The following is a 13,428-nucleotide window of genomic DNA, read 5'->3' as shown; positions in this document are numbered from 1 at the left end:
GCTGCGCGCCGATCCACCTTCTCCCACAACAAGGGCAGAAGGGAGAGCCGACTTGGCTAGAACCTGGCCACTACGCCAATGCCGATGCCTTCGAAGGTGCCCATCGCCATCAAGGCCGCGGGCGCCTCGTCGAGGCTGATCCGCTTGCCGACCAGCAGTTCAGGCTTGAGTTTGCCGTTGCGGATCATCTCCATCATCGCCTGGTAGCGGTAGGCCTGCATGCCGTGGCTGCCGCGGATTTCGAGTTCGAAGGCGATCACCTTGTCCATCGGGATCTGTGGCCTGGCGTGATCGCCGAGCATCAGGCCGACCTGCACATGGCGGCCGCGCCGGCGCAGGTTCGCGATCGAGTTGAACGAGGTCGTCGAATGGCCGAGCGCGTCCATAGACATATGCGCGCCGCCATTGGTGATCTGCTTGACCGCCTTGACCACATTCGGCGTCTTGGCGGCGTTGATGGTCGCAACGGCGCCGATCTTGCTGGCGAAGTCCAGCTTCTCGTCGGTCAGGTCGATGGCGATCACGTTGGCGCCCATGGCGCTGGCGATCATGATCGCCGACAGGCCGACGCCGCCGCAGCCATGCACGGCCACCCATTCGCCGGGCGTCACCCGGCCCTGGTCGACAATGGCGCGGAACGAGGTGACGAAGCGGCAGCCGAGGCTGGCGGCGGTGGCGAATTCCATCTCGTCCGGCAAGCGGACCAGATTGGTGTCGGCATGGTCGATGGCGACATATTCGGCGAACGAGCCCCAGGCGGTGAACCCGGGCTGGGACTGGTGTTCGCAGACCTGATGATTGCCGGAGCTGCACTCGAAACAGCGGCCGCAGCCGACGGCGAACGGTACGGTGACGCGCTCGCCGGCCTTCCAGCGGGTCACTTGGCTACCGGCCGCCACCACGACGCCGGCAAGCTCGTGGCCCGGCACGTGCGGCAGGCTGATGCCGTCGTCGTGGCCCATCCAGCCGTGCCAGTCGCTGCGGCAAAGACCGGTCGCCTCGACCTTGATGACGACACCCTCCGACGCCGGCTCCGGATCGGGAACAGTCTGGATCGTCGGCGTTTCACCGAACTTTTCGAAGACAACGGCTTTCATCGGCAATTCCTCATGCTTTTATCCAACTCGCTCTATTCGGCATCGATCTGGTTCTCGGGTGCCGCCTTTTGGAAGGCCGGCAGCGCCATGCAGGCGGCGTGGATGCGTGTGATCGTCGGATAGGGCGTCATGTCGACGCCGAAACGGGCGTTGCTGGTGACCTGAGCAACCAGGCAGATGTCGGCCAGCCCCGGCGTGTCGTCGTGGCAGAATGTCCCGGTTTCGGACGAGGAAGCCAGAATTTTTTCAAGTGGCTGGAAGCCTTCGTTCACCCAGTGCCGAAACCAGTTGGCGACGTCCTCGTCGCCGGCGCCGAACAGAGTGCGCAATGATGTCAGCACACGCAGATTGTTCACCGGATGGATGTCGCAGGCGATCATCTGCGCCAGCATCCTGACGCGGGCCCGGCCAAGGGCGTCCTGGGGCAAAAGCGGCGGTTCGGGCCAAGTCTCGTTCAGAAATTCGATGATTGCCAGTGATTGCGTCAGCAGCGTGCCGTCGCCCAGGATCAATGCCGGCACCAGCCCCTGCGGATTGACCGAGAGATAGGCGGGCTCGAGATGCTCGCCGTGCCGAAGATGATGCGGCACGTATTGGTAGGTCAGGCCCTTCATCTCCAGCGCGATCCGCACCCGGTAAGAGGTGGAGGAGCGGTAGTAGTTATGAAGGACGAGGTCGCTCATTCCCGCACATTCGGCCGATTTGGGCGGCCGGGCAAGGCATGGTGGTCCGGAAATTGCCATCTCCGCCTTTCGGCTAGAGATGGCGATGTACTATTTGCCAATAATCTGGCCATGGTCACTGGGCTATTCTATCCTGCCTGAACCGAAACGAATGCCATGACCGCAGTCAACGATCGCGCCCGGTTTCTGATCATCGACGACCACCCGCTGTTTCGCGAGGCGCTGCACAGCGCTGTGCAAATGGCCTATCCGGACGTCGACACTGTCGAGGCGCGTTCGATCACCGAGGCATTTGAGCTTCTGGCCGATGCCAAGCCCTTCGATCTCGCGCTGCTCGACCTCAGCATGCCGGATGTGCATGGCTTCGACGGGCTGCTGCAGCTTCGGACCCGCTATCCGCGCCTGCCGGTGGTCATCGTTTCGGGGCATGAGGAGCCCAAGATCATTTCCGAGGCGCTATCCTACGGCGCGGCCGGTTTCATCCCGAAATCGGCGCGCAAGAGCGATCTGGCCGCCGCCATCCGCTCGGTGATGGAAGGTGCGATCTACGTGCCCGAAACCTACGAAGGCCAGCCGCCGGACGCCAACAGCGCCGACCGCGCCGAAATGGTGCAGCGGCTTGCCAAGCTGACGCCGCAGCAATTGCGGGTGCTGCAGATGCTGCGCCAGGGCTTGCTCAACAAGCAGATCGCCTACGAGCTGCAGGTCGGCGAGACCACGGTCAAGGCACATGTTTCCGAGATCCTGCGCAAGCTCAACGTCTACAGCCGGACGCAAGCCGTCATCGAGGTTTCGAAGCTCGACAGTGCCGAGCTGTTTCGCGGGCAGGCGGGGTTTTGAGAGCAGATAGCCCTCGGTCACTCATGACACCACGTCGGTGTGCATCAGAGTTATTCTCCTTCATGCCTCAATTGATTTGGGAATCCAATTTGATGCCAGGGCTCAAGTAGAGGGCACCGTAGGGATTATATTTGAAGTCGTCTTCGTCATACTCGTCGACTGGTAGCAACATCGCACCGTGGCGGGCTAAAACCATCTCGACGCCTTCAGTGAATATCTCCTCGGCAATGCTGTCAATTATAGAGCTGAGCACCAGTTCATCATCCGAGAGGCTCCTTGGCACGAAAACCTCTGGCAGCCCGATAAGATGGAAGCCGACGCTGCAGAGGAACTCTCCATCACTTAACGGCCGCTTGCTGAAGGCAAGGCGGCAGAGGCGAGCCAAAGCTAGGCCTTCCATATGGTGGTCGGCATCTCGACCAAGCTGCTTCCACCGGGCGGCCCCGTGCGCAATGCCAGCACTCTCTCCCTTCGCGGCGGTAGCGCCGTTATCCAGTGCATAGACGATCAGACGAAGGGCATTCGCGGACGTCTCAACGGCATTTTCTGCGTCCGTATGGGGACCAAGCACATAAATCACGCAGCCATGTTCAAGTACCGCCTCTTCTTCCTCTTCGGTCCGTGCACCCTCATGCACACGATCCCAAGACACACCAAAGGACACTGACATGCGATCATCCGGCGCGTCCTGCGAAAACTTTGTGTCAATCTCAAATCCGGGGGCGAAGTCGTCGATTGCCGACTGAATTAAGCGACAAAGCTCAAAAAATCTTCCTTGCGGCCCCAAGAGGCAGAGCACATGGCGCGGCTGAGACTCTGAAAACCTCATACATGGGAACTTTCGTATTACGGTGACAGTGCGCCATTTTTCCTGGCGCTCGCGATCTTCTACCCGTGTCTTTGGGGGGATCAAGCCAGCAAATGCGCCAGCAGCGCGCGCAGTTGTGCCGGTTTCAGCGGCTTGCGCATCAGCTCGATGCCGGCCGCGCGGGCGGCTTTGGCAATTTTTTCCGAACCGTCGGCGGTGACGATCAGCGCCGGCACGGCGCGACCGAGGTAATCGCGGACCTCGGCGATGGTCGTGGTGCCGAGATCGCCGCCGTCGAGATGCTGGTCGGCTATGACGATGTCCGGCACCCAGTCCGTATCGCCAAGCATGTCGAGCGCATCACCGGTCGAGGTGGCGGGGCGCACCAGGCATTGCCAGCGCTCGAGCAGCGACGTCATCGCCTGCAGCACCTCGATGTCGTTCTCGACCAGCAGCACTTTTGTGCCGAACAGACCGTAGCCGCGCGGCCGCTCCATGTCGGCGGTGCTCGCAATGGCATCGACGCTGGCGCCGATCCCGACCGGAACGTCGATATGGAAAATCGTGCCGTGTCCAACCTTCGACGAAAACGTCACGGGATGGCCGAGTGCGGCGGCGATGCGGCGCACGATGGCCAGGCCCAATCCCAGCCCGCCGCCGGCAAGCCCGGCATCGGTCGGGATCGTGCCGCGGTGGAATTCCTCGAACACGGCCTCGCGCTGGTCGTCGGGAATACCGCAGCCGGTGTCGGCGACATCGATGCGGATCGTGTCGCCGCGATGCCTGGTGCCGACCAGCACGCCGCCGGAGCGGGTGTAGCGCAGCGCGTTGGAAAGGATGTTCTGCAGGATGCGCCGCAGCAAGGTGCGGTCCGAACGCACGACGGCGTTGACCGGCCGGAATTTCAGCGTCAGGCCCTTCATTTCGGCGACCGGCAGGAAATCCGAGCGCAGCGACGAAAACAGCATCTCCAGGCTGACGTCGCCGATATCGGGCTGCACGACACCGGCGTCGAGCTTGGAAATGTCGAGCAGGGTGCGGAGCAGATCCTCCATCGTCTCCAGCGACCGCTCGACCTGCCGGACCAGTTTTTTGCCTTCGTCGCTGGTCTGCACTTCGGCCAGCGCCGAGACGGAGAGATGCGCGGCGTTCAGCGGTTGCAACACGTCGTGGCTGGCGGCGGCCAGGAACCTGGTCTTGGACAGGTTCGCCAGCTCGGCGTTTTCCTTGGCCGCGCTGAGATCGATATTGGACTGTTCCAATCTACGCAGTGTCGAGTGCAATTCCTCGGTGCGCGTACGCACTCGATTCTCGAGCGAAATCGCGGTCTGGAACAGCGAGAACGCGTTGCCCTGCTGTTCCATAGAGCGCTCGACGCGGCTGACGAGGGCTGCGTTGATCTTCTTCAGCTTCTCCAGGTCGTTGATGTTCCTGAGCGGCATAAGAACCTCCTACTCCGCCGCCTGCCGCTCTCCGAAAGCGATGCCGGTGAAAGTCTGGTTCAGATGCATCGACCGGTACTGTTCGCCATAGGTGCCGAAGCCGATGACGTTGTTGACCTTGTAGAGTTCCGAAATCTCTCGAAAGACCTGGCGGTTGCGCGCGTCGAGCCTGCGCAGCACGCAGTCGAAACCGAGGATCATGTCGATGCCGCCAAGCCTTTCCTCGACATCCCTAAGGGCGGCCCGCGTCGATTCGACCATGTTCTTGGGCTGGGCGATGGAAAGGACGACGCCATCGTCGATGGCGCAGAAGAACGACAGCGAGCCGTCCGCGTGCATCTTCTGGATCGAGCGGCAGTAAAATTCGCCGCCCACTTTCAACACCACCGGGTGCGAGGCAAAACTCAGCGGCGTCAGCATCTGCGGGATGACGCCGACCGAGGCGGCATATTCCTCGGCGGCATTGGTGGCGTTGAATTCGCGCACGGTGCGGTGATCGGGATCGGATGCGGTCACCACCAGCTTCTCGTCGGTGGGGACGAAATTGTCGGTCTTGAACACGTGGAAAGGAATTTCCGTGGTGATCAGCACGATGATGGCGCTGTCGGAGGCAACCTTGCCGTTCGAGATCAGCCGCGTCGTCTCGAATTTCAGATCATCGCCCGCCGACCCGCCGATCAGCGGAATGTCGTCGAGTCCCCAATGGATGGCGGAGGTCACGGCTTCTTCGGCATAGGACAGCCCGTCGATGAAGCAGAGCGCGAAAGTGGTGTCAGCTCGCTCGTGCCCGACGCGCCCGCGTAACGAACGCCTCAGCGCCTCGACTTCGCCGGTGATCCCGTCCATGCCCGATGAGGACAGATTTTCGACCATGGTGCTGGCTGCCGAAAACGTTGCAGAGGGAAGCAGCATGGCCAGGACCTGGCCGTCCTCCAGGCCTTTGGGCGTAATCTCGCCGGCCGTCGAGCAGCCGGCATAGAGGAGCGCCGGCGCTTGGGCTTTCAGCGCTTCCGAAAGGGCGACTGCCTCGACGAGGCTCTGCGAGAAAAACAGCAGGGCGAAGCCGGCATCGACGGCTGCGGCTTCCACCGCCACCGCCCGGGCGAACGCATCCGCGTCGGGTTCGTCGGTAGTGAGCACCGATAGGCCGCATGCATAGCGCGTCCGTGAACTGGCCAGCGGCTTCCTCCTCCATTCCTCCGACGCGCTTTTTGTGCGCGTCTGGCGCGCCGGCGTCGAGGGCATTGTTGTCTTCAAGCGCCACTTTGGCAATGAGCCAACATGACGGATTTGAATTTTCTGCTATTTTTGACGGCGTCAGTGTTCAGAAACTTCAAATCCAGAACCACACTGGCCAGAACTACACTGGAAGGGAGCGTGATCCATGGACGCCCAGGTCAGGAAGCTGTTCGAAAGGTATGAGCAGCTTTTCCGGAAATCCCTCGCAGGCGATGCCGACATGGACGAAGTCGCATCGGTCTATGCCTCCGCCTTCATCGCGGCGTCGCCTGTCGGCGTCATGGTCGGGAACAACGACGACCAGCTCAAGCAGGCTATGGAGCAAGGCTATGCTCATTATCGGGCGATCGGCACGAAGGAAATGCGAGTACGGGATGTTCGCATCTCGCCGATAGACGAGCATCATTGCGTTGCCCACGTCGCCTGGACGTCGATCTATGCCCGAAAAGACCGACCGGACGTCACAATAGACTTCGACGTCCACTACCTCGTCCAGAAACTGGACGGAGAGCCCAAAGTATTTGGGTGGGTGTCGGGCGACGAGCGGGAGGTTCTCAGAAAACACGGCATCGGCTGAATCGGCTTGGCCAGCCCCAGGCCGCTGATGGCCGAAGGCGGCATCGCACAGCGATCGTGTTTCGCTTCGTTGCGCCATTTCCTGTCTTTGCGTGACCGAAAGTACAATAGGCGGATTTTCGGACGAACTGCATTCTCGCAATCTCGGCGTTCCGCGGCACTTTTTCCCCGTGCTTTATGCGGTATAAGAATAGCGACAGATGGAGGGCTCGGGCAACACCGACGCCAGAACGACCAAGGTAGCACCCAGGGAGGTTTCATGTCGGACGTATCGTTGACGGTCAACGGAAAGCGGGTAAGCGGCGCTGCCGAAGACCGTACGCTTCTGGTTCATTTCTTGAGGGAGAATCTCGGCCTGACCGGGACGCATGTCGGCTGCGACACCTCGCAATGCGGCGCCTGTGTGATCCATGTCGATGGCAAGGCGGTAAAATCCTGCACGATGCTTGCGGTGCAAGCCTCCGGGTCGAACATCTTGACGATTGAAGGATTGGCGGACGGCGCCGACCTGCATCCGGTGCAGGCGGCGTTCAAGGAGCACCATGGCCTGCAGTGCGGTTTCTGCACGCCGGGCATGATCATGGCGGCGACCGACATGATCAACCGTCACCCCGAAGGCCTCGACGAGGCCACGGTGCGCGCCGAGCTCGAAGGCAACATCTGCCGCTGCACCGGCTACCACAACATCGTGAAGGCGATCCTCGCCGCATCGGAGACGATGTCTTCGAAGGGCAAGGCCAAGCAAGCAGCATAAGGGCAGTAAGGGAGTAGGGCAGTAAGGCAGTAGGGAAATTGGCTCAAATCCCTACTGCCTTACCGCCCTACTGCCCTACTCACCTAGTTCAGCAATTCGGGAGGAATTTCTGCGATGGGCATTGAAGGTGTTGGCGCTCGTGTAGCGCGCAAGGAAGACAGGCGGTTCATTACCGGCGCCGGGCGCTATGTCGACGACATGGTGGTTCCCGGCATGAAGCATGCGGCCTTCGTGCGCAGCCCTCACGCGCATGCGCAGATCAAGAAGATCGATGTCAAAAAGGCGAAAGGCATGCCGGGCGTCATCGGTGTGCTGACCGGCAAGGAGCTCAAGGCCGACGGCATCGGCAATCTCATCTGCGGCTGGATGATCCATTCCAAGGACGGCTCGCCGATGAAGATGGGGGCATGGTCGCCGCTGGCCTTCGACAGGGTCCGCTACGTCGGCGACGCGGTGGTGGTCGTGGTCGCCGAAACCAAGGGCCAGGCGCGCGACGCGGCCGAAGCGGTCGACATTACCTACAAGGAACTGAAGGCAGTCGTCGATGCTCCGAAGGCGCTCGAAAGGAGCGCACCACAGATCCATCCGGAAGCCGACGGCAACCTGATTTTCGACTGGGAGCTCGGCGACAGCACCGCGACTAACGCGGCGATCAAGGCCGGTGCCCACGTCACCCGGATGAAGATCGTCAACAACCGGCTGGTGCCCAACGCCATGGAGCCGCGCGCTGCACTAGGCTACTACGACAAAGCCGAGGACCACTATACGTGCTGGACGACCTCTCAGAACCCGCATCTCGCGCGCCTGGTGATGAGCGCCTTCTACAACGTCGCGCCGGAAAACAAGCTGCGCGTCATCGCGCCGGATGTCGGCGGCGGCTTCGGCTCGAAGATCTACATCTATCCGGAAGAAATCATCTGCCTGTGGGCCTCGAAGAAGACCGGCGTGCCGGTCAAATGGGTCGCGGACCGCACCGAGAGCTTTCTCACCGATGCCCACGGCCGTGACCATGTCTCGACAGTGGAAATGGCCTTCGACAAGGACAACAGGATCACCGGGCTGAAAGTCGACACCATCGCCAATCTCGGCGCCTACATGTCGCTGTTCTCGTCCTGTGTGCCGACCTATCTCTATGCGACGCTGTTGTCGGGCCAGTACGATATCCCGGCGATCCACGCCAATGTGCGCGCCGTCTACACCAACACCGCGCCGGTCGACGCCTATCGCGGGGCAGGGCGGCCGGAGGCCACCTATCTGCTCGAACGCACGATGGAGACCGCCGCTCGCGAGTTGGGCGTGTCGCCGGCGGAGCTTCGCCGAAAGAACTTCATCACCTCGTTCCCGCACCAGACGCCGGTCATCATGAACTATGACGCCGGTGATTATGCAGCTTCGCTCGACGCTGCGATGGCGGCATCCGACTATGCCGGCTTTGCCGCGCGCAAGGCCGCCGCCGCCAAGAGAGGCAAGCTGCGTGGCATCGGCTTGAGCAATTATATCGAGGCCTGCGGCCTGGCGCCGTCGGCGGCGGTCGGCAGTCTTGGAGCGGGTGTCGGCCTTTGGGAAAGTGCCGAGGTGCGCGTCAATGCCGCCGGCACCATCGAGGTGCTGACCGGCTCGCACAGCCATGGCCAGGGCCATGAGACGACCTTCGCGCAACTTGTCAACCAGCGCTTCGGCGTGCCCATAGACAGCGTCTCGATCGTCCATGGCGATACCGACAAGGTGCAGATGGGCATGGGAACCTACGGTTCGCGCTCGGGTGCTGTCGGCATGTCGGCTGTCGCCAAGGCGCTCGACAAGGTCGAGGCCAAGGCCAAGAAGATCGCCGCGCATCTGCTCGAGGCCGACGAGGGCGACATCGTCATCGAAAACGGCGCGTTGAAGGTCACCGGCACCGATAAGAGCGTGCCGTGGTTCCAGATGGCGCTTGCCGCCTACACGGCCCACAACCTGCCCGGCGGCATGGAACCGGGGCTGAAGGAAACGTCGTTCTACGATCCATCGAACTTCACCTTCCCGGCCGGCTGCTATGTCTGCGAGGTGGAGATCGATCCGGAAACCGGCGTCACCGAGATCGTCCAGTTCGTCGCCGCCGACGATTTCGGCAACATCATCAACCCGATGATCGTCGAAGGCCAGGTGCATGGCGGCGTCGCCCAAGGCATCGGCCAGGCCTTGCTGGAAGGCACCCGCTACGACGCCAGCGGGCAGCTTTTGACGGCGAGCTACATGGATTACACCATGCCGCGCGCCGACGATCTGCCGTCGTTCAAGGTCTCGACCTCGAACACGCCGTGCCCGGGCAATCCGCTCGGTATAAAGGGCTGCGGCGAGGCCGGCGCCATCGGCTCACCGCCGGCGGTGATCAACGCCATCACCGACGCCATCGGCATCACCGATATCGCCATGCCGGCATCGCCGTCCACGGTCTGGGCAGCGATCCGGGCGACGAAACACTGAAACAGGAGTGAGGAGTGAGTAGTGAATAGTCAGTAGTGAATAGTTACGATTGAGGCAAAATCGACCGGCATTACTACTCACTACTCACTACTCACTACTCACTACTAACTACCCACTATTTCACGGGAGACTCCCAATGTACTCAGTCAACTATCACCGCGCTGCCTCCGTCGCCGATGCCGCCAAGCTGCTCAAAAGCGGCGATGCAAAGCTCTTGTCGGGCGGTATGACGCTGATCCCCGCGATGAAGACACGGCTTGCCGCGCCTTCCGACCTGGTCGACCTGTCGCGGATCAAGGAACTGCAAGGCGTCAAGGTGTCGGGCAAGACCGTCACTATCGGCGCCGGCACCACGCATCACGATGTCGCCAGCGACGAGAAGCTGAAGAAGGCCTGTCCGGCGCTCGCCCATATGGCGTCCCGGATTGGCGACCCGGCGGTGCGCTACAAGGGCACGATTGGTGGCTCGATCGCCAACAACGATCCGGCTGCCGACTATCCGGCAGCACTTCTTGCGCTCGACGCCACCATCGTCACCAATAAGCGCGAGATCGCCGCCGGCAAGTTCTTCACGGGCTTGTTCGAGACGGCACTGAAAGATGGCGAGATCATCACCGCCGTGACCTTCACCGCGCCGGCCAAGGCGGCCTATGAAAAGTTCCGCAATCCGGCCTCGCGCTACGCGATCGTCGGGGTGTTCGTGGCCAAGGGCAAGGACGGCGTCAGGGTCGCGGTCACCGGGGCTGGCGATGACGGCGTCTTCCGTTCGAAGGAAATCGAGGCGGCGCTGACCAAAAGTTTCACGGCAGCCGCGCTCGACGGTATGAAGATTTCGGCGAAGAATTTGATGAGCGACATCCACGCCTCGGCCGATTATCGCGCCAATCTGATCGCGGTGATGGCCAAGCGCGCGGTGGCTGCCGCCAACGCCTGAATATGCCCGTTGCCAGTCCGGGATTGGGAAAGGGGCCTTCACGGTCCCTTTTTCGTCGCCCTCGGGTCTGATGGCCGGACATGCGAGAGTGTTGCTATCTCGCACTTGCACAACATTCTATTGCACTGCAATATGCCTGGAGGAATGCGAGCCGGGGCTCGGAGCGCACAGTCATAGCTTGCAGCCCTTTCGCATCGTTCAAATGCGAAGGGACCGGCATGACGGATATCTCCGCGACGCAGCTTGTCGTGTCCCGGTCCAGCGCCGACACATCGTCGAGAACAAGGCTGGCCTATCTCGACGGCTGGCGCGGCCTGTCGATCGCACTGGTGCTGATCGGCCACTTCTTTCCCGTTCCCGGAATCAACCTCGGTGTCATGGGCGTCGAGTTCTTCTTCGTGCTCAGCGGCCGGCTGATGGCCGAGATTCTCTTTGTCGAACGCTATCCGCTCAAGGCGTTCTTCAAGCGCCGGTTCTCCCGCATTTATCCGGCGCTGCTGGTTTTCGTCGTCGCTTCGATGGTTGCCTTGTCCGGCACCTTTGTCGCCTTCAAATGGAAGGCGGCGCTGACGGCGCTGACATTCACCTACAATTATGCCGGGATTCTCGTCAGCCGCGCCGGCGCGCTCGACCATATCTGGTCGCTGTGCGTCGAGGAACATGCCTATGTCATCCTGGCGCTGATCAGCTTTGTTGTTTCGGGGCGTGCCCGCGTCGTCGTGCTGCTCAGTGCGCTGTCGGTGCTGGCCATGGCGAATGGCGCGATTTCATACTGGGTCTTCGGAATGGACTACGAGACCACCTATTGGCGGACCGACGTGCACATCGCCTCGATCCTGCTGTCGGCGGTGATATGCCTGCTCAAGGCCGACGACAGACTGCCGGCCTTGTTCAAGGGGCCGCATGTCGCGGTTGCGGCGTCCGTCGGGGCGGTCCTTCTGTTCATGGATGCGGTGCCGACGCCGATCCACTATCTGGTCGCGGTGCCGCTGTTGGCGCTCGCCGTCAATTCGGTCGACTTCAGCGCTCGTTACCTGACCGGATTTTTGTCCTGCTGGCCGATGGCGACGCTGGGGCTGTGGTCGTATTCGCTCTATCTGTGGCAGCAGCCGTTCTACAAGTTCGTCTATTCGCAGGGCAGTGAGCCGCTGCTGATGCTGGCCGGGGCGTTCGCGTGCGCTTTGTGCAGCTATTACATCGTCGAAAAGCCGGCTCGCGCTTGGCTGAACCGCAACTGGTAGAACTGTCGCCTCAGCCGGTGATCTGCCTGGTATAGTAGCGCACCGCCTTCTTGCCGCCATGGATCACCGCGTCGCCGACCTCGACGAAGCCGAGCGCTGCGTGAAAGGCATCCGAAGCCGGATTGGGCGGCTCGGCATTCACCTCGCAAGTGACGACGGTCTGGCCGGCACGCGAAACATGGTCGAATAGATCCTCATAGAGCCTGCGGGCATGGCCGCGGCCACGCGCTTCTCCCGCGACGACGACACGGTCGACATAGACGAAGCGCGGATAGCGCTCGCGAAACCACAGGAAGTTCGGGCTGTCGTAGCGGGCCTGCTGGTCGAAGGTCATGATGAAGGCTTCGAGCGCACCGATGCGACGCGCATAAAACGCCTCGCCGAGCAGGAAGGACAGGCGCTCTGGCTCAAGCCACGACAACTCGGCCGCGTGCTCGTTGTTGAGGGCGAGGACGGCGGGCTCGTCCTGCGGCGAGACTCTTTCGATCGGCAAGCGTGCGTGCGTCACGTGTTTTCTTCCTTCCGGGATCATGCTCTCGCCGCCGCAATCGTCGTCGCCACCAGCGCCGCGTCGGTCACCGTGTTGCGGTACTCGCGGTCGAGGTCGGTGCCGCCCATGCCAACCTGGGGATTGCGGTAGCGCATGGCGCTCGGCACGTCCTTGAGTGCGGCGAAGTGCATTTCCGTCAGTCCGGTTTTTTCCCGCACCTCGGCGATATTCCCCGGGTCGAGCCCGCCGCAGCCGAGAATGATGATGCGCTTCCCCGCCTGCCGGACGAGGTCCGCCAGCAGGGCTATGCCTTCCAATGCGGTGTCGCGCTGGCCGCTGGTCAGCACGCGGCCGACCTTGCTGCGGATCAGCGCTTCCAGCGCTTCTGCCGGATCGCGCGTCATGTCGAAGGCACGGTGGCAGGTCACGTTCAAGGACCCTGCCGCCTGTGCCAATTCGCTCATGCGCTTTTCGTCGATGGTGCCGTCGGCGCTCAGGCAGCCGACGACGACACCGGCCACGCCAAGCTCGCGCAGCGCGAGCACATCGGCGAGCATCGAATTGTATTCGGCCTCGCTGTAGAGAAAATCGCCGCCGCGCGGCCGCACGATGACGTGGAATGGGATCGTCGCCAGCTCAAGCGCGGCGCGCACGGTGCCAAAACTCGGCGTGATGCCGCCTTCGACGAGGCTGGCGCACAGCTCGACCCGGTCGGCGCCGGCGGCCTGGGCGGCGAGCAGGCCATCTATGCCTTCGACGCAGATTTCGATCAGCGGCAGGCGAGGGCGTTCGGTGTCGGTCACGGGGGCATCCGTTGCTGATTCAAGACGTGCAGCCCTAGCATCGGGCTCCTTGCCGTGA

13 protein-coding genes are annotated in these 13,428 nt (G+C 62.0%); 6 read left to right on the top strand and 7 right to left on the bottom strand.

All coding sequences use genetic code 11. The features are described from left to right. Positions 1 to 56 precede the first annotated feature (56 nt). Complete coding sequence (locus EOC94_RS25355) at positions 57 to 1,097, bottom strand: zinc-dependent alcohol dehydrogenase family protein (protein ID WP_127294184.1); 1,041 nt, start codon at positions 1,095 to 1,097, stop codon at positions 57 to 59. Positions 1,098 to 1,129: 32 nt separating this feature from the next. Beyond that, complete coding sequence (maiA, locus tag EOC94_RS25350) at positions 1,130 to 1,780, bottom strand: maleylacetoacetate isomerase (RefSeq protein ID WP_127294182.1); 651 nt, start codon at positions 1,778 to 1,780, stop codon at positions 1,130 to 1,132. Positions 1,781 to 1,936: 156 nt separating this feature from the next. Between maiA and EOC94_RS25345 the strand changes: the two genes are divergently transcribed. Next, the gene (locus tag EOC94_RS25345; RefSeq protein ID WP_095485538.1) at positions 1,937 to 2,620 is read left to right on the top strand and encodes a response regulator transcription factor; all 684 of its coding nucleotides are present in this window, start codon (positions 1,937 to 1,939) and stop codon (positions 2,618 to 2,620) included. A 67-nt stretch (positions 2,621 to 2,687) separates the two neighbouring features. Here the strand turns inward: EOC94_RS25345 and EOC94_RS25340 are convergent, their stop codons facing one another. The 3 genes from EOC94_RS25340 to EOC94_RS25330 all read right to left on the bottom strand — a co-directional run bounded on the left by EOC94_RS25340 (position 2,688) and on the right by EOC94_RS25330 (position 6,010). Continuing rightward, positions 2,688 to 3,290: a hypothetical protein gene (locus EOC94_RS25340; protein WP_127294180.1), complete on the bottom strand. Its 603-nt coding sequence runs from the start codon at positions 3,288 to 3,290 to the stop codon at positions 2,688 to 2,690. A gap of 239 nt (positions 3,291 to 3,529) precedes the next feature. Then, positions 3,530 to 4,870 (bottom strand): hybrid sensor histidine kinase/response regulator, encoded by a 1,341-nt coding sequence (locus tag EOC94_RS25335; protein WP_127294178.1) that lies wholly within the window; start codon positions 4,868 to 4,870, stop codon positions 3,530 to 3,532. A 9-nt stretch (positions 4,871 to 4,879) separates the two neighbouring features. Beyond that, positions 4,880 to 6,010, bottom strand: coding sequence for an FIST signal transduction protein (locus EOC94_RS25330; protein ID WP_245329864.1), 1,131 nt, complete (start codon positions 6,008 to 6,010; stop codon positions 4,880 to 4,882). Positions 6,011 to 6,254: 244 nt separating this feature from the next. Between EOC94_RS25330 and EOC94_RS25325 the strand changes: the two genes are divergently transcribed. The 5 genes from EOC94_RS25325 (at position 6,255) to EOC94_RS25305 (ending at position 12,077) form a co-directional block, all read left to right on the top strand. Further along, positions 6,255 to 6,686: a nuclear transport factor 2 family protein gene (locus EOC94_RS25325; protein ID WP_127294176.1), complete on the top strand. Its 432-nt coding sequence runs from the start codon at positions 6,255 to 6,257 to the stop codon at positions 6,684 to 6,686. A gap of 258 nt (positions 6,687 to 6,944) precedes the next feature. Beyond that, the gene (locus EOC94_RS25320) at positions 6,945 to 7,439 is read left to right on the top strand and encodes a (2Fe-2S)-binding protein (RefSeq protein ID WP_127294174.1); all 495 of its coding nucleotides are present in this window, start codon (positions 6,945 to 6,947) and stop codon (positions 7,437 to 7,439) included. 114 nt (positions 7,440 to 7,553) lie between these two features. After that, positions 7,554 to 9,902 carry a xanthine dehydrogenase family protein molybdopterin-binding subunit gene (locus EOC94_RS25315; RefSeq protein ID WP_127294172.1) on the top strand — a complete coding sequence of 783 codons (2,349 nt, stop codon included), beginning with the start codon at positions 7,554 to 7,556 and terminating at the stop codon, positions 9,900 to 9,902. A 136-nt stretch (positions 9,903 to 10,038) separates the two neighbouring features. Further along, on the top strand, positions 10,039 to 10,836 hold the full coding sequence (locus EOC94_RS25310; protein ID WP_127294170.1) for a xanthine dehydrogenase family protein subunit M: 798 nt from the start codon (positions 10,039 to 10,041) through the stop codon (positions 10,834 to 10,836). A 218-nt stretch (positions 10,837 to 11,054) separates the two neighbouring features. After that, the gene (locus EOC94_RS25305) at positions 11,055 to 12,077 is read left to right on the top strand and encodes an acyltransferase (protein ID WP_127294168.1); all 1,023 of its coding nucleotides are present in this window, start codon (positions 11,055 to 11,057) and stop codon (positions 12,075 to 12,077) included. Between the two features lie 10 nt (positions 12,078 to 12,087). Here the strand turns inward: EOC94_RS25305 and EOC94_RS25300 are convergent, their stop codons facing one another. Then, positions 12,088 to 12,585 carry a GNAT family N-acetyltransferase gene (locus EOC94_RS25300; protein WP_245465645.1) on the bottom strand — a complete coding sequence of 166 codons (498 nt, stop codon included), beginning with the start codon at positions 12,583 to 12,585 and terminating at the stop codon, positions 12,088 to 12,090. A gap of 20 nt (positions 12,586 to 12,605) precedes the next feature. Further along, positions 12,606 to 13,370, bottom strand: a complete 765-nt coding sequence (locus tag EOC94_RS25295; protein WP_127294164.1) for a copper homeostasis protein CutC — start codon at positions 13,368 to 13,370, stop codon at positions 12,606 to 12,608. Positions 13,371 to 13,428: the final 58 nt, after the last annotated feature.

The sequence above is a fragment of the Mesorhizobium sp. M6A.T.Ce.TU.016.01.1.1 genome, assembly GCF_003997065.1.
GTDB classification, from domain to species: Bacteria; Pseudomonadota; Alphaproteobacteria; order Rhizobiales; family Rhizobiaceae; genus Mesorhizobium; species Mesorhizobium mediterraneum.
The sequence above is the reverse complement of the archived record's forward strand: the minus strand, read 5'-3'. Positions and strand labels throughout refer to the sequence as shown.

Excerpts from the sequence above, each read along its gene's own strand:
- EOC94_RS25355 (WP_127294184.1), bottom strand. The coding sequence starts at position 1,097 with ATGAAAGCCGTTGTCTTCGAAAAGTTCGGTGAAACGCCGACGATCCAG.
- maiA (WP_127294182.1), bottom strand. The coding sequence starts at position 1,780 with ATGAGCGACCTCGTCCTTCATAACTACTACCGCTCCTCCACCTCTTAC.
- EOC94_RS25345 (WP_095485538.1), top strand. The coding sequence starts at position 1,937 with ATGACCGCAGTCAACGATCGCGCCCGGTTTCTGATCATCGACGACCAC.
- EOC94_RS25340 (WP_127294180.1), bottom strand. The coding sequence starts at position 3,290 with ATGTCAGTGTCCTTTGGTGTGTCTTGGGATCGTGTGCATGAGGGTGCA.
- EOC94_RS25335 (WP_127294178.1), bottom strand. The coding sequence starts at position 4,870 with ATGCCGCTCAGGAACATCAACGACCTGGAGAAGCTGAAGAAGATCAAC.
- EOC94_RS25325 (WP_127294176.1), top strand. The coding sequence starts at position 6,255 with ATGGACGCCCAGGTCAGGAAGCTGTTCGAAAGGTATGAGCAGCTTTTC.
- EOC94_RS25320 (WP_127294174.1), top strand. The coding sequence starts at position 6,945 with ATGTCGGACGTATCGTTGACGGTCAACGGAAAGCGGGTAAGCGGCGCT.
- EOC94_RS25315 (WP_127294172.1), top strand. The coding sequence starts at position 7,554 with ATGGGCATTGAAGGTGTTGGCGCTCGTGTAGCGCGCAAGGAAGACAGG.
- EOC94_RS25310 (WP_127294170.1), top strand. The coding sequence starts at position 10,039 with ATGTACTCAGTCAACTATCACCGCGCTGCCTCCGTCGCCGATGCCGCC.
- EOC94_RS25305 (WP_127294168.1), top strand. The coding sequence starts at position 11,055 with ATGACGGATATCTCCGCGACGCAGCTTGTCGTGTCCCGGTCCAGCGCC.